26 protein-coding genes and 1 pseudogene are annotated in these 18,262 nt (G+C 38.6%); all 27 read right to left on the bottom strand.

Going from position 1 to position 18,262, the window contains the following annotated elements; all coding sequences use genetic code 11:
* Positions 1 to 15 precede the first annotated feature (15 nt).
* A pseudogene (locus HHK02_RS13110) lies at positions 16 to 363 on the bottom strand (recombinase family protein); the annotation flags it as partial.
* On the bottom strand, positions 364 to 597 hold the full coding sequence (locus HHK02_RS06770) for an SHOCT domain-containing protein (protein ID WP_152704303.1): 234 nt from the start codon (positions 595 to 597) through the stop codon (positions 364 to 366).
* Positions 598 to 897, bottom strand: coding sequence for a transposase (locus tag HHK02_RS06765; RefSeq protein ID WP_152704304.1), 300 nt, complete (start codon positions 895 to 897; stop codon positions 598 to 600). It abuts the gene before it with no gap.
* Positions 898 to 1,341: an IS3 family transposase gene (locus tag HHK02_RS06760; protein ID WP_231124817.1), complete on the bottom strand. Its 444-nt coding sequence runs from the start codon at positions 1,339 to 1,341 to the stop codon at positions 898 to 900.
* The gene (locus HHK02_RS06755) at positions 1,342 to 1,722 is read right to left on the bottom strand and encodes a DDE-type integrase/transposase/recombinase (protein WP_181462193.1); all 381 of its coding nucleotides are present in this window, start codon (positions 1,720 to 1,722) and stop codon (positions 1,342 to 1,344) included.
* Positions 1,723 to 2,217 carry a thiol peroxidase gene (tpx, locus tag HHK02_RS06750; RefSeq protein WP_003671718.1) on the bottom strand — a complete coding sequence of 165 codons (495 nt, stop codon included), beginning with the start codon at positions 2,215 to 2,217 and terminating at the stop codon, positions 1,723 to 1,725.
* The gene (locus HHK02_RS06745; RefSeq protein WP_152704078.1) at positions 2,218 to 2,934 is read right to left on the bottom strand and encodes an NUDIX hydrolase; all 717 of its coding nucleotides are present in this window, start codon (positions 2,932 to 2,934) and stop codon (positions 2,218 to 2,220) included.
* Complete coding sequence (locus HHK02_RS06740) at positions 2,935 to 4,365, bottom strand: nicotinate phosphoribosyltransferase (RefSeq protein WP_152704079.1); 1,431 nt, start codon at positions 4,363 to 4,365, stop codon at positions 2,935 to 2,937.
* Entirely contained in the window at positions 4,366 to 4,911 is a 546-nt protein-coding gene (locus tag HHK02_RS06735) for a cysteine hydrolase family protein (RefSeq protein WP_181462192.1), read from the bottom strand.
* Complete coding sequence (locus HHK02_RS06730; protein WP_152704081.1) at positions 4,912 to 5,184, bottom strand: TetR/AcrR family transcriptional regulator; 273 nt, start codon at positions 5,182 to 5,184, stop codon at positions 4,912 to 4,914. It lies immediately after the preceding gene.
* Positions 5,185 to 5,517, bottom strand: a complete 333-nt coding sequence (locus HHK02_RS06725) for a TetR/AcrR family transcriptional regulator C-terminal domain-containing protein (protein WP_152704082.1) — start codon at positions 5,515 to 5,517, stop codon at positions 5,185 to 5,187. It lies immediately after the preceding gene.
* Positions 5,518 to 7,374, bottom strand: a complete 1,857-nt coding sequence (locus HHK02_RS06720) for a heavy metal translocating P-type ATPase (protein WP_152704083.1) — start codon at positions 7,372 to 7,374, stop codon at positions 5,518 to 5,520.
* Positions 7,375 to 7,611 carry a heavy-metal-associated domain-containing protein gene (locus HHK02_RS06715; RefSeq protein WP_003664466.1) on the bottom strand — a complete coding sequence of 79 codons (237 nt, stop codon included), beginning with the start codon at positions 7,609 to 7,611 and terminating at the stop codon, positions 7,375 to 7,377. It abuts the gene before it with no gap.
* Positions 7,612 to 8,157, bottom strand: a complete 546-nt coding sequence (locus HHK02_RS06710; protein ID WP_139561393.1) for a DNA-binding protein — start codon at positions 8,155 to 8,157, stop codon at positions 7,612 to 7,614.
* The gene (locus HHK02_RS06705) at positions 8,158 to 8,796 is read right to left on the bottom strand and encodes a Crp/Fnr family transcriptional regulator (protein WP_098035335.1); all 639 of its coding nucleotides are present in this window, start codon (positions 8,794 to 8,796) and stop codon (positions 8,158 to 8,160) included.
* Positions 8,797 to 9,285 carry an NAD(P)H-dependent oxidoreductase gene (locus tag HHK02_RS06700; protein WP_225433516.1) on the bottom strand — a complete coding sequence of 163 codons (489 nt, stop codon included), beginning with the start codon at positions 9,283 to 9,285 and terminating at the stop codon, positions 8,797 to 8,799.
* On the bottom strand, positions 9,286 to 9,456 hold the full coding sequence (locus HHK02_RS06695; RefSeq protein ID WP_181462191.1) for a hypothetical protein: 171 nt from the start codon (positions 9,454 to 9,456) through the stop codon (positions 9,286 to 9,288).
* Positions 9,457 to 10,083, bottom strand: a complete 627-nt coding sequence (locus HHK02_RS12610; RefSeq protein WP_225432471.1) for a hypothetical protein — start codon at positions 10,081 to 10,083, stop codon at positions 9,457 to 9,459.
* On the bottom strand, positions 10,084 to 10,818 hold the full coding sequence (locus HHK02_RS06685; RefSeq protein ID WP_224758147.1) for a plasmid pRiA4b ORF-3 family protein: 735 nt from the start codon (positions 10,816 to 10,818) through the stop codon (positions 10,084 to 10,086). It abuts the gene before it with no gap.
* Between the two features lie 108 nt (positions 10,819 to 10,926).
* Complete coding sequence (locus tag HHK02_RS06680) at positions 10,927 to 11,313, bottom strand: DUF3021 domain-containing protein (RefSeq protein WP_003664455.1); 387 nt, start codon at positions 11,311 to 11,313, stop codon at positions 10,927 to 10,929.
* Entirely contained in the window at positions 11,314 to 11,766 is a 453-nt protein-coding gene (locus HHK02_RS06675) for a LytTR family DNA-binding domain-containing protein (protein WP_102815863.1), read from the bottom strand.
* Complete coding sequence (locus tag HHK02_RS06670) at positions 11,767 to 12,618, bottom strand: ABC transporter permease (protein WP_139561391.1); 852 nt, start codon at positions 12,616 to 12,618, stop codon at positions 11,767 to 11,769.
* Positions 12,619 to 13,470, bottom strand: coding sequence for an ABC transporter ATP-binding protein (locus HHK02_RS06665; RefSeq protein WP_139561390.1), 852 nt, complete (start codon positions 13,468 to 13,470; stop codon positions 12,619 to 12,621).
* The gene (locus tag HHK02_RS06660) at positions 13,471 to 13,794 is read right to left on the bottom strand and encodes a multidrug transporter (RefSeq protein ID WP_152704085.1); all 324 of its coding nucleotides are present in this window, start codon (positions 13,792 to 13,794) and stop codon (positions 13,471 to 13,473) included.
* Complete coding sequence (locus tag HHK02_RS06655; RefSeq protein WP_181462190.1) at positions 13,795 to 16,557, bottom strand: TOTE conflict system archaeo-eukaryotic primase domain-containing protein; 2,763 nt, start codon at positions 16,555 to 16,557, stop codon at positions 13,795 to 13,797. It abuts the gene before it with no gap.
* Positions 16,558 to 17,661, bottom strand: a complete 1,104-nt coding sequence (locus HHK02_RS06650; RefSeq protein ID WP_139561387.1) for an AAA family ATPase — start codon at positions 17,659 to 17,661, stop codon at positions 16,558 to 16,560.
* Positions 17,662 to 18,219, bottom strand: coding sequence for a hypothetical protein (locus HHK02_RS06645; RefSeq protein WP_152704086.1), 558 nt, complete (start codon positions 18,217 to 18,219; stop codon positions 17,662 to 17,664). It abuts the gene before it with no gap.
* Positions 18,220 to 18,262 lie beyond the last annotated feature (43 nt).

Raw genomic sequence — 18,262 nt, 5'->3', positions numbered from 1 at the left:
TAACTTAATTTTACAAACGGTGAGAAATAATTCACTGGCCATTGCTCCAGTGTTGATATGTTCCTTTTCAAAGATAATCGGGATGTTCAGCTGTTGTAACTCTCGAACGATTCGTAAACAATCGGTTGTATTCCGTGATAAGCGGCTGATCGACTTGGTAACTACGAGGTCGATTAGATGATTATGACAATCAGCTAGTAATTCTTTTAAGGCATCACGCTTCGTCAATCATTGGTAATGAATACGTTGATTTTCAAGACTTTCCAACTGTTCAATGTTGTCCGTTGAAACCCGACAATAGGCCGCCACCCGTAGTTGTTTGACATCACATTGGTAGCTTTGAATTTTAGTAATGGTTGACATCTAGAGACCTGATGTATCAACGTTTCTGGGCCCTAATAATGGTGGAAATGACTGCTTGTTTAAGGCATCAATGTCCTTAAATTCGGTGAGCGAGATTAAGCCTTTATTAAGCAGATTCTGGATGATCTGTTTTGATTGTTGATAGTGCAAATCATTCAATAATTGCTCTGAACTGATATTCTCACTTGTTGTTATTAGTGGTTGATGGGTCACTGGTTGCACTTTCTTTACCATCTATTTGTGTTTTTTGTCGAGCCTTGAGGGTCCGAACAGGGCCAACGATTTTTTTAGAATATCCCGATCCATTTTGACGTCATACAATTCTTGTTTGGTTTGTGCCAATTCTTCCTTAAGTCGTTCAATCTCATTTTTATTGACTTGTTTCTTTAACGCTTTCCGTTTTTTCTTTTTCACTTTAGGTAGCCTACCTTTAAGATGAGGCATTAATGCCTGGTAACCGCCTTGATGAAAATCTCGTTTCCAATGCCTAATTTGATTAGGCAAGAGATCATATTCGGCTGCTACCATCGCCATTCATATCTGAGTGATATCGATGTGGATGACTTGGTATGGTTTCGTTGCTGTAAAGGATTGTTGGAGAACATTCTGTGCAATTTTTCCAACAGTACCGCGATATGATGAATATTTACCATTACGGTGTTGGTTATATATACTTACTTGGACGCCTAGCTGACACATGATGCGGGTAACTGTGGCGTCGGCTAAGTGAATCCCGTCTTGATCAAGTAAAGCTTTCACGCGACGATAACCGTAGGTTCGTCGTCCGCGATAAAGCCCCTGCCCGCTAATCGCCAACACTCGTTGTTTAACTTGAGCGTATTTATCGTAAGGGTTAGCGATGCGCTTCCGCTCATCGTAATAAGTTGCTATCGATAATGAGGTTCTTTGGAGGAGCTTACCAACCGAGTAACGCTGTTTCTTAGGAAGCTTAGCTTGATCAGTCCTGATCTGATCCACTCATGCCTTTTGTTTTAAAGAGATTCGTTGGCTGTTGAAACGATATACATAGTTTAAGGAAAGCTTTTTGAACTCTCCAAAATCTTTACATGGCGTAAATCCATTAAACAGTTCCGTTTTGTATAGGTGAAAGAAACTCTCAATGGGCGCATTGTCATGGCAATTGCCCTTACGGGACATGCTTTGAACAAAATGAAGATTAGCTAGTGTTTTGGCATAGTAAACCTGCTGATATTGCCATCCTTGATCTGAATGAATAATAGGATGGGCATTATCAGGTAATTTTTGCAGTAATTCATCAATAGTACTTTTGACAAGTTGTAGATTAGGATGATGACTTACTTGAAAAGCTAGTACTTCCTTACTAGCTTCATCAACCATCTAAATTAACTTCTTTAATTCAGCAATTGCTTTTTCGTAGTCTGGTTCATCAGTTAATTCAGTTACAATTTGCCGGTAAACAACCTTCCCATCCGGATCAAGAATCCAGACTGACCGCGCAAGGATTCCTTCATCTGGTATTAACAGCTTTGATTCGTAACCAAAGGATTCTTCCTTGTCAGAAACCAATTCCATGTTTTTGACACCTTCAGCGGCACACCACTTCTGTTGATCTTCAGTCGTGTTAGTTGAAATGGTAAGGAAATTAACCTCTGGGAATTGGTCCATTGTTGAGTTAAACCGCTGTGTTTGAATGCTACAAACCGGGGTGTTAATATCTGGAACAACGCTTAAGAGAGTTATTTTGCCAAGCAATTGCCGGGTCTTAACCTTGTCACCATTCTTATCAAAAACCTTAAAGTGTGGGAATTCGTCACCAACAGCTGGTGGATTGCCTACTAATTGCCGCTTTTCACCATTAATTGTGATTTCCATTTAGACGCAAGGTAGTACCAGTTTAAATAACTTTGGTGGCCGGCCTGACCGCTTTGTTGCGGCGGTACCAACTTCCTTAAACAGCTTTTGGTGGGTCTTTTTAAAATTAGAATTATCAATTTGATCGACCGTTGTTTGGCGGAAAGTAGCATAAACTTCGCGGGCTTGCCGAAGGGTAAAAGTCGGTCCTAAGATCTGTAAAATGGTTGGCTGGTAGTCCAGTTTATTTTTAATTCGTACAATGGCCGTATTAATAATTTGGTGGTGGTCAAATGCTAGCGCCGGTCCTGCAGCCAAACTCAAAACTAAGTCACCATTTTGCAAGATAAACTTCCCGTGGTCAAAGTTAAGACTAAACCACCCGACTTCGGTTGCTCCGTACCCGGCCCTCAGTTGCGGCATTGTCGGTAAGAAAGTCATGTAGGCAATCGCCAAGGCCCGCCCACGGCTTACCCGGTCGGGATCGGTGAAGGTTGCCAACTGTTCGGTAGCACTGTTTGATAGACGAACACCAATTTTATCCTTAATCAGGCGGATACAGGCAGCGTCAGCACTTTCATCCCGCCACAATAGGGTTTCTGGTAAAGCCCAGTGGCCCTCAAATGGCGGACAAGCCCGTTTGACCAGCAGGACTTGTGGTAAATGGGTCAGGGGATTAAAACTCCAAATAATATTTGCAATCGTAATTAGCGGATGCGCAACAACTTTGTCAGCCATTTATTTTTGTGCCTCATCAACCAGCTTTTGTTGCAAGTCAGCTAACCGCTTGGTTAAATAAACTGGGAAGCGGTCCGGATTAAGCAACCGCTTAGTAGCCGCCGGCAGCTGTGCTAATTCGGTCTGCGCAAAATGCTGGATGGCAAAAGTGTCGGTTTCAATTGGCGCCGCTTTTTTCAGTGTCAAAACTTGCTTAAGCAGTGGCTTAGCAATGAAGTCAGTTAGAATCACTTTATTCCGGGTGACGTGAATGTCAGCATTGATTGCCGCAATTTCGGTTCCAATCTGCTCGTCAGCCAGGGCAATTACATCGGCAACAGCGTGTTGGGGATTATGCTTATCGTAGAGCCGGTAAATCTGCTTATTCCCAGGGAGCGTAATCTTTTCGCGACTATTACTAATCTTGATCTTTGGCACCCATTTGCCATCATTTTCTAGTGCCGACATTTTATAAACAACGCTTAATACTGGACTGGATGAACTGGTAATTAGTCGCTCACCGATCCCAAAGTTATCCAGTGGTGCCCCTTCATCAAGCAATGACTTAACAATGTGGGCATCAAGGGCGTTTGAAGCAGTAATCTTAGCGTTGGTAAAACCAGCCTCGTCCATCATCTTCCGAGCCTTGGCTGCCAACTGGGCAATATCACCAGAATCGATGCGGATACCAACCGGTTCGTGGCCAGCTGCCCGCAATTCCTTAAAGACTTTAATTGCGTTCGGTACTCCAGAGTTAACCACATCGTAAGTATCAACTAACAGGGCAGCATTGTCAGGGTAAATTTTGGCCCAGGCACGAAAGGCCGTTAATTCATCAGGAAAGCTTTCAATCCAGGCGTGGGCCATCGTCCCCGCCGCCGGAAGGTTAAACAGCTTGGCAGCTAGCACATTGGAGGTACTACTGCACCCACCAATAATGGCAGCCCGCGCACCATATATTGCGGCATCAGGCCCCTGCGCCCGTCGTGCACCAAATTCCATTACTGGGCGTCCGCCAGTAACGCTGGTAATCTGCCATGCCTTCGTTGCAATCAATGATTGGTGGTTAATGATGTTTAAGATCAGGGTTTCGAGAAGTTGGACATCAATTAGTGGGCCACTAATACTAAGGATTGGTTCCTGTGGGAAGACTGGCGTGCCTTCTGGGATTGCCTTAATTGAGCAGCGGTTGTGAGCTGCTGTCAGGTAAAAGAGAAAGTCGTCACTAAAGTGGTTAAGGGACCGCAGATAAGCAATGTCACCAGTTGAAAAGTGCCAGTTCTTAACTTCATCAATTACTTGCATCAATCCAGCACTAATCACAAAACTGCCATCATCGGGCGCCTTACGGTAAAAGACATCGAAGCGCGCCTGCTTATCGTGGGGAAGCGTTTGATAATAACCGTTGGCCATTGAAAACTCATACATGTCGGTTAATAATTCATGTTTCATTTAAACCAGCGTCGCACCCAGTGAATTCTTAAAATGGTCAAGCGCCCACTCCTGACCATGCTTGGTAAAGGTGGCGACCCCCTTAACCGGAATCGTAATCTGGTAGTTCAAATTATAGGCGGCAATTGCGGTGTGCAGGACACAGATATCGGTGCAAACACCTGTAATCCACAAGTTATCAATTTTTCGTTCTCGCAGGTAGTTATCAAGATTAGTATTTTGAAATGATGAATAGCGGTTCTTATTAAACTGGTAAACCCGGTCACTGGCCTGATGTTGTTCAAACCAGTCATTAACCTTGCCGTATAGCTGTTGACCAGGCGTACCGACCACGTTATGTGGCGGGAAGAGTTTAGCTTCTGGACTAAACCGGTCCCTACAATGGGCATCAGTCGGGAAAATTACGTAGTCGCCATTTTGGTAAAAACGGTTGGCCAGCTGAACCAAATAATCTTCTAATTCCTGCGCTGGCTTGCCACAAGTAAGCGCACCATTGTCAGCGACAAAATCGTTTGTATAATCAATAATTAATAATGCTTTAGTCATCTAATTCCATAATTTTTGTTCTGATGCATTATGAGTATCTTCTAGTGATGTCCGGTCTTTTTGCAGCGCATTTTTCAAGCTAATGAGGATATTCGTCTCTACCCAGTGGATAAAATCCTTCTTATTTTTAAAATAATTATAAAAGGTCTTCTTACTAACTTCGGCTTGATTAATAATATCGATAGTTCGACATTCACTTAACTTTTGTGTTGATAAAACCTTAATTAATCCATTGAGGATTCGGTTTTTAGTATTGATTGTCCGAACGTCCATTTAAATATTTGATTTAGTTTGAATCAGTCCAGCAAGATATTTACCATCATCAATACTCATTGTGGATCGATGATTCAGCCAAAAGAGAAGTAACTTGATAATACTGTCCACATACAGTGTTTGAAAAAACTTATAGAGAGGGACCTTTTGAATTTCTGCTCTAGTCGTGTTGAATAAGTACGGAGCTCGTTCAAGAAATTCATCGTTTGCCAAGTTAATAATCGCATGGTATAGATTAATATCGCCATTGTCCGATAATAAGACAGCCAATATATCTTTATGATCATCACAATATTTAAGGGTCACATTAAAAGCAGAGTTAGCTAATTCCATTCAATTTTGAGAAATTCGTTTCATCAACCGCATACTGTTCAAAATAACAATCAGAATACTAAGCTCATGAATCAGCATTCCTGATGCCATTTCGATATAACCAACAAAAAGTCCAATAAACAATAGCACTACCGTCAGTAAGGCAATCAAGATGTTTTCATTCATATTGGTGGTGGTTCGCCGTGCCAAGCGAAAACTGGTGACTAGACTATTCAGATCTGATTTCACAAGTACTAGGTCGGCTACATCCATTGCAACATCAGTACCGGAACCCATTGCCACTGCAACATCAGCTGCGGAGAGTGCCGGACTATCATTAATCCCGTCACCAATAAATGCGATCCGATGACCGTCAGCCTGTTGCTGTTTGAGATAGTCAGCTTTCCCTTGAGGAAGCATCGCTGCGTGAACTTCATCGATTGGCAGGTTAGCTGCGATCTGATGAGCGGTTCCTTCATTATCGCCAGTCAACATTATGAGTCGTTTGACCCCTAACGCTTTTAATTGTCGTAACGCCGATTGTGCCTGTGATCGTAACTGATCTTTGATACCAAAGATTGCCAATTCATGGTGATCCATGCTGGCAAAAATAACAATCGAATTTCCATCACTCGTCAGTTGATCAATGAGTTGGTCGAGAGTTGAACTGGTACCTAATAAGTCTTTAATCAGGGTTGGATTACCTAATAAGTACTCACCTTCACCAATTTGCGCTCGGATTCCCTGTCCCTTAATCGTTTGAATATCGGTTGGCTGATAATCGTGCTTCCTATCTAGCTTGCCAATTGCTTGTGCCAACGGGTGGTCCGATCGTTGTTCAACTGCTACCGCTTGATCAATAATCGTCTGTCGGTCTCCGTTCAGAACATTGACACTAGTAACAACCGGCTTCCCGACAGTTAAGGTACCCGTCTTATCAAAGGCAATCGTGTCAATATGCTTCATCCGGTCCATGACATTGGAACCCTTAAAGAGAATCCCCTGACGAGCACCATTACCGATTCCAGCAACAGTAGATGCAGGGACACCAATCACAAGCGCACCTGGACAGCCAAGAACCATTACGGTAATTGCTAACCGCACGTCTCGTGTAATCAAGCCAACCATAATTGCTACCAATAGCACAACTGGCGTGTAATAACGGGCGAAGCGATCAATAAAGCGTTGCGTCTTCGTTTGCGAATCCTGAGCTTCTTCCACTAGTTCAATAATTTTACCGAACGTAGTATCTTCGCCTGCCGCGGTAGTATTCACCGTCACCGTCCCATTCTCCAAAATGGTTCCCGCAAAAACTGCATCTCCAGGATGTTTCTTAACTAACCGAGACTCCCCAGTAATACTGGCTTCATTTAGAACGGCAGTCCCAGTCTTGATCGTGCCATCGACTGGAACCTGATTTCCAGTCTTAATTAAGACCATGTCCCCCGGATCAATGAAGTCCACATCCTCATCACTGGTATTGCCATCTTCATCAATCACCACCGCGGTTTGAGGAGCAAGTTCGGTTAGCTGCTTAATTGCCGACCGTGTCTTCCTTAAAGTAGCGTTTTCTAATACCTCACCAACCATAAAAAGCCAGGTAACAATCGCCGCTTCGTTATATTCGCCAATGATAAAAGCACCGATCACCGCAATACTGACGAGAACATCAATCGATATCAGCCGTACCTCTAATGATGAGACGGCTGTGAATAAAATCGGCAATAGACCGATGACCCCTGCAATGGCCATTAGGATCTGATACATTAAGTTATTTGAGCTGATAAAGCGAAAAGCTTCTGCCAGAATTAATAAAACGGTCAAGCTGATCACCAATGCTTGCCGTTGCTCAGTCAGGAATCGTTGTACTTTGACCATCTAGTCATCTGATAGCTCCTTTACCTTAATTCCCTGAACCGTGTATCCCATTTTTTCAATATTTGCTTGAACATCATCGGGTGAAGCTTTGGCCAAATCTAGTGTAAATTTAACCTTTCCCGCATTGAACAGTACCTTCACGTCATCGGTCCCGTCAATGGTTTCAACACTTTTTTGAATCTTAGTTAGGCATGATGGACAAGTTAAACCATCAAGTTTCATCATTACTTTTTCCATTTAGAAGTCATCATCATCTTCTTCAGTATACAACCCCGTCCGTAAATCATGCCCCAAGAAGCGCTGGGTTAAAGCAATTTGCTTTTTGATCCATGACAATAATTCCGTTAAATCTACTGCTAATTCGGGCCATTCTTCTTTATTGCCAAGAGCAATGGCCTTCGTGATAAAGAGAATCTGCGTGTCAAAATCCTTTACCAAGGCAAATAATTGGTCATCCCCTGGCAAATACTTATCAGCACCCCTTTCTTCTAGCATGGTAAATTCACGAAACTGATCCGTCGTCGTTGGAATACTCTCACCATTCTGAACTAGCAGCTGATTCAGGTGATTAAATGCTTCCTGTTCATGCGCAATCCAATCATCGCCATATTGGGATAAAAACAATGCCGCATTCCCTTTCGTAAACAGCTTTGCCTGACTAATCTTTAGTGAATGAATTAATAAGTTGGCAATGATATGACCCGTCATCGCCCCTGCCGTTGGTGTATGGTGATCAATATCGCTCTGTTTTAGTTCCTGTTGATACTGTTCTTCACTAGTCATTTATAAACGAATAATTTGGATCGTTCGCAAATGACGCGTGAGTTTACTATCCGCTTCCAATTGAGCAAGCGTCCGCGATAATGTTTCGGGGGTTGTCCCAAGGTATGAAGAAAGGTCCTTGAGTTTCAAGGGTAGCTTAACTTTCGAACTCTGTTGATCAACCATCAATTGTTTCAGATAAGTCACTACCCGTTCTTCAATGTTTGGCAGTCCCATCAGCCGTGTTTGCTGACGAAGACTTTCAATCATTACTGCCTGTCCTGCCATTAGTTTTAAGGCAATTTCGCTTTGGTGGTGAATCAACTGGATAAAGTCTTGCCGATTAAGAATACAGATATCACTGTCTGTAGTCATTTCTACATAACTACTATGGTTGGCAACCCCCAGGAGCCAGGTTTCACCAACATAATCACCTGTCTTCAGCATTCGTTGCACCCGTTCTTCACCATCTTCACTTAGTTGGTACATTCGACCATGGCCACTTTTTACAATCACTAACCGGTCATCCATGTCTGGACTCACAACAATTGTTCCGCGCTTAATACGCTGGTGATGAACCAGCTGTTCCACTTGGCGCTGGCGTTCTAAACTTAACTGATTAAAGAGCGGAACCAGGTGAACACAAAGTTCTTCTTTCATTTACTTAAATCGATATTGGGCAATTTTTTGCAAATAACTTTGGCGGCGTTGCGGGGATGACCAGGAAATCCCGCCAAAGTTAAGCCACTTCCGATGCTCAAAGCCAAGTTGTTTCAAGGTTGTATTAACAAATACTCGCTGAATATCATCCCCACAGAAAAACCGCAAGTACCAAGTTGGCGAAGTTGAAGTAGTTAATACATAGCAATGCTGGACATTCGTCAATAGCCCTTTAATTCCGGTCCTGGTTACCGTATGGGAGAGATCGGGGCCCTCTTTCATCACCTTATCAATAACCCCTTTTAACATTCCGGGAATACTATTCCACCAGCAAGGAGTTATAAAAATCACTGTCCGACATGATTTTAAGAGTTCTAAATATTTGCGCACCAAGGGATCAACTGTCCCTCCTTGATGATACAATGAAAGTTCTTCCGCAGAATAAGTAGGATCAAAATGTTCCGCATAAAGGTCAATTAATTGAACCAATCAGTAAAGACTGGCAAACCAGTTTCCTCTTCTACATAATAGGTAGTATGTTTTATTATCAATCTTTACCAGACTAAGCCGCCACCGTCGTAAAGGTTTTTGGCTAATCTTACCAGTATTATTATAAGGTAGTCGATCAGCCAGGTCAGGACTATAAAATAACTGTGCCATCTAGGTTAGTAGTGACCGTGCAAATTTTATTTTTAACATGAAGTGGTTCAAAAATTGGTCCAAGATACGACGAGCAGTCTTATCATCTCCCATTAACTGACCATCAGCACTGGCGATAAACTGGTCAATCATTTGCTGGTTGTTTTGGCTAATCGCTTGAACTGTTGCTGGATTATCTGCTGAGGCTTTTCCTTCGTCATCCGCCCAAATACGGGGATCTTTAAATTGTGGCTTGATCGTACAATATTTTGCCCCCGGTCGTGGAGCTTTCACCTTTACCGGATATTCTTCATTAACCAATTGGCAAAATTTCATTAATACTTCCTGATCATTTCCAGATAGAGCTAACAATAAGTAGACAAGATCATTGAAATCCTCAGTTGATGAAAAATCATCATTATCGTTAAGGGTTTCCTTAAATTCTGCTTGGTGGCTAGCAATTATCTGCAAATAATTTTTAAGTTTTTCGTTTTCAGCAGATGAGATTGGCCGGTATAAATTAAATGAAAAAACATTCTGCATTAACCAAGTACGTTGTGGATCAACCAAAAAAGGCATTTCATTTAGAAAGTTAATGGCAACTTGACTAAACTTACCCTCGCCTAATTTGTCAGTAAAGACTGGCAATCATTTAATTAACTGGTTTAATTCGTTGATGTCCACAGTATCAAGGTCAATTGGTTCTCCACCTAACCAGTCTAAAAAGTCAGGATCAACTTGCCCTTTTTGGTAATCATCATAATACTGCTCTAAAGCACCGACACCACCAACATATTCAATAATACCGTAACCACGGGCTTTTTGAACATGTGGTAGCTCCTCATTAGTAACTGGTTGAATTTTTTGGACATGAAGTTTAAACTCCCAGCCGTCCCCATAGTCATAATGAATAGTTAATTTATCTTTTTCATTTAATAATGAGACCGTTGCTAGATCAAGCTTAACTTTTGTCATCCCGCCTGGCACAAAATCTTCTGACTGAGTATAAAATTCCTGAGTCTGTTCATTAATTGCATCATACAAGTGTCCCAAGTTACCATGAAACATCAAAATCACTGTTTCAGCGAGTTCCTCAATTGTACTACTACCCTTAATCACGAACGTACGGCTTGCTAGCGGTTTAAAATCAGCTAATTTAGCAGTAATTACATACGCTTGACCATAGTTTTGCGGGTTAATCAACTGACGGTTGCCAACATTCGTTGGTATATCTGCTTGTGCTGGAGCTAGTTCGTCAAGCAACTGCTGAATAAATTTATCTTGATAGTCATCTTCTGGCGCAGCTAATTCCGGTTCTCCATAGATAATATCGTAGCTTGTATCTAGATAGTCTGCAACATCCCTAGCAGCTGATTGACTCACTCATCGCTTCGTTACTAAAATGAGGTGATGATTTTTGTATAGGTTAATGTCCATACAATCAGATGTTTGATAACTTCTTAGTTTCACATTTGCTTGTCGATCTGTCATTTATTTTTGCCTGTTTCTAATTTGCTTATTAATTCGATTAATATGTTGCTCTTCTAACAAACGAATAAAAAGCCAAATAGCGATATAGACGATAATGAAAATTACAATGGTTTGCCAATTAAGAGGCCAGTGATTGATTAGCATCATTACAGAATATAGAATAAAGGTCCCGATTAGGTGAATAACGAGAGCGATCGAATACGGTAGTTCTGTTTGAAAGACAAAACTTAATTCCCCGATCAATCCACTAATAATGAACACTGTAATGACACTAGTAGTAGAAACAGTCATATTATGTGTGAGAAATGCAATAATTGCGAGATAAGTAATAGATCCATAACCCATCCCGCGAATAAAGTAACGGATACCCCTTTTTAAATTTATCATTTATAGTCCCAATCTTCTTTCTAACTCTGGTAGATATTTCCGTGAAACATCGGCACGTTGATCAAAATTTAATTTAGCAATCATATTGCCAGTAAATCCAGCTTCTAGGGAAAGTAAATGATTTAAATTAATAATGCCGTGTTTTGATACTTGAACAAAATTTTCGTTAAGCCTTGTTAATACTTGATATAGTCGTCCGTTTGCTTGAATTACATCGCTTTTTGTATAAAAAGAGAGGATGTTTTTGGTTACCTCTACCTTGATAAGCTCTATTTGCTTTATAGTTAAAATCCTATCTTCTGTTTTTATTGGGATTAAAGAGCTACTTTTTTGATCATACTTATCTAAATAATTAAGCAGGTTAATAACTTTGTCGTTTTTAGTAACAGCGTTCACAGTAATATTAAGATCGTCAGGACCTAGTAATGGATCTGACTGAAAATGAATTTGCACTTAACTCTTCCTCTGATATCGATTTGCCCAAACAGCTCCAAGATCTATTAAAACTATAGACATTCCCACAATCATTAATGCATTACTATAATTATTTAACTGATAACCATGAATCTTGAAGTGGATACCCAGATATTCAATCATTTGGTACCGACTGGATGGCGGTAAAAATTTTTTGCTTAGTTTATTTAGCAGAAGGCTTCGCAAGCTAGCAGCCTCATAACTACTTGGAAATAATTTTACTACAAATTGTGCTGATTTGGATAATGTTCCATAGGGCATATAAGTAGCGATCATAAATCCGGAAGCTGCGCCAATTATGGCAGAAAGGCGGCTAAAAGTCGTAGAAGAATGGATTAGGTCAACAATAATTAAATTAACAGCACTTGCGCCAATTGCACCTAAAACAATAAAAAATAATCCGAGAAGCAATGCAGTAGTTGGAATAGTAATACTATCTACTAAAATAAAGTAAACTGCCATGATGAAGAATGTAATAATCTGCATTAATGTGCTAATAAATATTGTTGCAGTTAAATAGCTACAATTAATTTGGAACGGTGTCAAATCAGTTAGACTTAAATCATCCCATGTTCGGCTTTCTCGATCTTTGACTAATTGTCCAAGAGCTTGAAATGAAGTGGTAATGCCGGCGATGGCGACAATTCCACTAATCATCCATAAACCTAACATTTCCTTTGTATGAGGCAATGATTGCCATGAAGATATCAGGTTTTGCTGCAAAAAACCAATATAAATAAAGAATGAAATTAAAGCACCAAGGCAAGACATCAAGACACCAATCTTATTAGCAAAGTAAATCTTTAAGTTTTTTTTAATTAACGCAATCATTTATTGAAGCTCCTTTCCGGTAATTTTGACAAAAGCATCGTTAATTGAACCGGGGGTATATGAGAAGTTAATGATATACTCTTGATTGCTATGTAGTAATGTAATAACTTCTGAACAATTAAGGCCATCAAAAGAAAATTTTTGAGGTGTTAATTGTTTCTCAGAGTAGTTAGTTTGTAGCTTATGTCCATTTGTTGTAACCACTAATTTAGTTGGTGCATAATGTTGTTTAATATCGGTTGCTGAGCCAGAAACTAAAATTTTGCCGTTTTCTAAGATATACATTTGATCGGCATTTTCGGCTTCTTCTAAGTAATGAGTTGTTAGAAAAATAGTTAGACCATGTTCCTTTTGTAGCTTTTGAAGGAGGTTCCAAATAACAAGTCGCGTTTGTAAATCCAATCCAGTTGTCGGTTCGTCAAGGAAAAGAATATCTGGGTCGGTAATCAAGGCACGATTGATATCAACCCTGCGTCGCTGTCCACCAGATAATGTTCCATAGCGCTGATTTAGAAAATGGGTGAGGCCCATTAGGCTAATTAACTGGTGAACCCATTCAGTATGATCTTCATGATATAAGTTTGATCTAAAGTTAAGATTATCTTTAACTGAAAGCTCTTTATCGAGAATGCTATCTTGGAAGACAACGCCAATTTTTATTCCTTGACGGCGTGCGATCATCCCGGAGGTTGGCGTCATTAAACCAGTAAGAAGATTGATAGTAGTTGATTTCCCTGCACCATTAGTACCTAGATAAGCAATTAATTGACCACGATCGATCTGTAAATTTATGTTATCTAGAGCTAATTTTGTTCCGTATCTTTTAGTAAGATTATTTGCCTTAATTAACATTTAGCCAAATCGTTTAATAACAGTATTAATATCATCTCTTAATTCTTTACTGAGGCCGGTTAAATCTTCATCTGTAATTACATTCTCTGATAACAGCTGCAATAAAGTCTGAAACATGGATCTTTTCGATACTTCAACAAGCACCTCGGGCGATTTTCGATCCGCCTTTATTTGTTTTTCCAGCTTCCAAAATTTATTCGCTGCCGAACCATCACCATCTAATATTCTTTTGTATTCCTGATTAAGGCGATTCATATATCTTTCTTGCCATTTTGGAAGCAGCTTGTTGAATAATTGCCAATCGCTTTTAGAGATATCATTCATTCATATTTGATATTTAGAACTAGTAATCTTTTTAGCTAATTCAGTATTTACTAATCGAATAGCTGATGAATTCTTATAAGAATTTCCCCCAAAGTTTAAATCACCATACCAACAAATTTTTTGATCAAAAACACAAATATTATTACCAATTTGTTCTTTTAACTTAAAATCGACTTTATTTGATAAAAGTTTATAGTCACAATTTCTCTGCTTTTTACCCAAAGTAAGGGAAATCTGACTAAATTTTACCATTTCATTCAACATTTCAATTTGTTTTTGATTAATCCTTTTTAAACAAATAAAGGCTTTCTTAGCATTAGCTAGATCTTGTCTCCATACCTGCAAATAGTCATTTTTAGTATAGTAAGCAGTTGAATAACTATTCCATTGCTTACTATGGACAAAACTATATCCTTGTTGCTTATAGACTCTTACCCTCTTCCGATACATCTTTGCAAATGTCTCATCAGCAATATCAACATAATCATATACACGTAATTCGTCTTTTTTATCTAGGCTTCGTTCTAATCGACCAAGATATTGCTTTGTATTACCTTTCCAAGAAAAAGGTAACGTTAAAAATAATGTATCTAAACTTGGTAAATCAAATCCTTCTCCCACATATTTGCCAGTCGACAAAAGAATATATGGGTCTTTAATTTTTGATAACTTAATGGATAATTTTTGTGTTCCAGTAGTCAAATATACTTTGCTATTTTTCTGCTTTAGTTTTGCGTAAAGTTCATTAAGATGTTTAATTCGTTCACTCAACAATAAAATATGTCTTCCTTCAGACAATGCTTGGAGTGCGTCCTTTACTATTTGATCATTACGGTCATTATTTTCAGCAATCAACCTTATCTTTTGCGCATAAGTATCACGTTCTAATTTACTTTTAGCTTCAAGAAAACTATTATAACGCGGATATATATAACGAGAAATCAAATATTCTTTTTCACTATCTTGAGCTTGGTAGATAATATTTCCACAACGATAATACATAAAATTTTCTAATCCATCTTTTCTTTCGGGCGTTGCTGTTAACCCCAGAACATATCGTGTGTTTGCTTCTACTAAAGTTTTTTCAAAGGTTACCGCAGAAATATGATGGCATTCATCAACAATTATTTGTTCATAGTCTTGAAATAGTTTTGTACGCTCAATAGCTGATAAATGGATTAATTTACGAATATTAATGATATCGACTAATTTTGAAGGATGATTACGAGTTCCAGAAATAATTTCAATTTGTTTTTTCTTAACGCATCGTCCAGTCTTAGTTAATTCTTTATATGGCACATCCTTAATTTTCAAAAATCTTAAAGCAGCATCTCGCCATTGATTAGCGATGTTAACGGTAGACACAATAATCAATGTTCTTGCTTTACGCCTTGCAATTAGCGCACATCCAACAACTGTTTTTCCAAATCCAGTATGAGCACACAGCATCCCCAATTTATTTTTATCAATTTTATTTACTGCTTCTTCTTGTTGTGGCCGTAGGGTACCTGTAAATTCAACATTCAACGCTTTGGACAGAGTAAATTGTTCTTTTAAATAACTATGACAATTATCTTTTAATGACGACTCTACTCCTCGTGGCAATCGTAAATATTTACCATCAATTTTTGCTGCTGTTAAAATTGATGGAACATCCCACACAGGCATGCGCATTCTTTGTCTCTTAATATATTCTGGATTACTAAAAGTAGCTAAGTTTAATAATGATAATTGCTCTTGACGCGTTAAATTTTGACGATTAATAAATATTTCCCCAGCAATAAAGCCTTCAACTTTTTTAGGAAAATTTTGCAAAAACGGGATAATTAATCTAGAGTTTTCGCCCTTTAGAATTTTCAGATCTTTAGTAATTTGACTAATGAAATTTTTTACTTCTTCTTCACTATACTTTTTTGTGTTTTCTAATTGGTCAAATAACTGTGACAGTGCTAAAGGCTGAAGATTATTATCAGTAAAAATAGACTTTTTCTCTTTTACATCACTCCATTTTAATGGCAAAGCAATCAAATTTCCAAATCCTTTTTCAGGTAATCGATCTTGATTAGGAATCATACGATCAAATGATGACAAATCAAGACTTTCACTAGTAATCATCGACTCTACTAAAATCAATTTACCAAGAAACCTAGCTGTACTTGCCGCAATTGGTTGACTAAAAAATATCCACAGATGATAACTATTACCAGATGATGATATTTCAGGAAGACAGTTAAGATCATATTTTTGGCAAGTCTTAATTACTGCCTTAGTCATTTTATAAGGTTCAGCGGTTGATTGATGTTTATCAAAATCAAAAACTAATAACTTTGTTTTATCATCTTTTAATAAAGGATAGATCCCGTAACGATGATATTTATCTGAAGAAGAAATCTGCTCATAAATTACTTTCCTAGAATAAGGAAGATATTGTTTCTTCAATTTTGACAATGCTTCTTTATTATTTCGCAATTGATAAAAGCTTCGCCAATTTTTTAATGCTGGACTATATCCTTTACCATTACTCCACTTTTGAGCAAATACATCAGGACGACCTGCAAAATAATCAGCATATAATGCTAGTTTTTCACCAGTTGTTCTTTTCTTAGCTATAAGACTTAATAATTTCTGTTCACTAATAATCCAATCCGTCCCTTTATCAGTGGTAATTGAGTAAAATTTTTCTTTAGTTTCGTAATGCCAATATGCTTGAGTAACGGTAATGATATCACCGTTATTTAACGCGTATTCTTTACCTATTTCCATTTAACTATAATTAACTAAATACTGACCATCATCAAGTAAAAATTGCTTAAATAATGGCAGCGTAAATTTTAGCTTTCCATATCCTGCTGGTGTTATGAGTTGACTATCCATTAACCGCCGACGATACATTCCAATATAACCAGGCTTTTTCTTTAATTTTGTTCTTAAGCAACTAGTTGAAACAGGGTACTCAGAAGCTTTAGCCATAGTAATAACAAATTGCTGATCCATAATAGATAATTCTTCAAGCATCTTACTATAAGCATTTCGACTTAATTGGGCTTGATACTCTGGCTGGATACTATCTATAGTTTTCATCGTAATGTGTTTATCCGGTGATTCCCATAAAAGATAACCAAGCAATTGAAAGGCATATGCATATCCGTCTGAAAGAAGAGCGGCGCGACGAACCACTTCTGGCGAAATTTCCGGATCTCGTACTTTCAATGCTTGTTGGTATTGCGCTCTGATATCATAGTAATTCAGTGGAGAAAGACTTATTCTTCCACTACGTAATAAGAAAGTTAATACATGATTATTTTGCAATTCTTGAACATTTTTGGGTAATCCAGTCATGATTATTGAGATTGGTAACCCCTCACTAATCATGACTTGATATACTGATGCTAATTCAACCATTCCCGTTACCTCTTGAGCTTCATCAATCATTACCAATACTTTCTGGTTATTTTTGTCTAATATTTTTAACATTTTTTTTAATACAAGTTGAAAATTTGATGTTTGTTTATCATTAAGAGTGAATTTTAAGCCTAATCCGCCTATTTCAAAATTAATATCGGAGAGTTGGTCGAATACTTTTTTGATTTTATTTGTTGATTGTTGGTAAATCATTTCAGCCAAACGTCCCACCATATTATCTCCAATAATTAAGTGAATAGTTATCCACGTCGGATCTTGATCAATCTGCTTTCCAACAGAATTCATAAAAACTGTTTTTCCAACTCCACGATTTCCATAAATCAAAGTAGTTCGATAAGGAGTATCAAGCGCTTTAATGTCTTTAACCAATTTTGATTGTACTTCTTCGCGATCTAATAACACAGTTGGTTGAATACCAAAACTTGGATTAAAAGGATTTTTCATTTATTGATGGGTCCGATATCCAGCTGCCTGAGCATCAGCTAATGAATCAAAATAAACGACATTTTCAGGAGCAATCCCAGAATATGGATATTGCCCCGGTAAGTAGCAATACATTGTTGAACGATCACCAATAATTGAATTTGGTTCATAGTTATCCGGATCAACCCACGGCTCTGGTTCTTTACCACTCGCGGGGGCTGTATTTCCATCATTAGGCTGTTGAGTTGTTGAAGGAATCGTTGGACTACTATTATTTGAATAGCTCTTCTCATCATTCGGTTGCTGAGATTGCTGGCCGATTATCGAAGACCCCCGTTGACTTTCCTTACCGCTGGAAGATTTGATGACAGAACTAGTTTTTTCTTTATTTTTAGATTCTTTTGTCGATTTTTTCTTCTTATCCGATTCTTTAGTTGTTTTAACTACTGCATCCTCTTGAGTCTCCTGTGCCTGATTACGACTACTAATGAACCATCCGCCACCAATTAATAATAAAATAACTATTATCCATAACCATGGTCGACGATAAAACGGCTTCCGATGTTGATTTCTGTTCATGAGCTGTGACATAAGTTAGGTCACTTCCATAAAATACGAACAG

The sequence above is a fragment of the Limosilactobacillus reuteri genome (assembly GCF_013694365.1).
Lineage (GTDB): Bacteria > Bacillota > Bacilli > Lactobacillales > Lactobacillaceae > Limosilactobacillus > Limosilactobacillus reuteri_E.
This window is presented reverse-complemented; position numbering and strand designations above follow the sequence as displayed.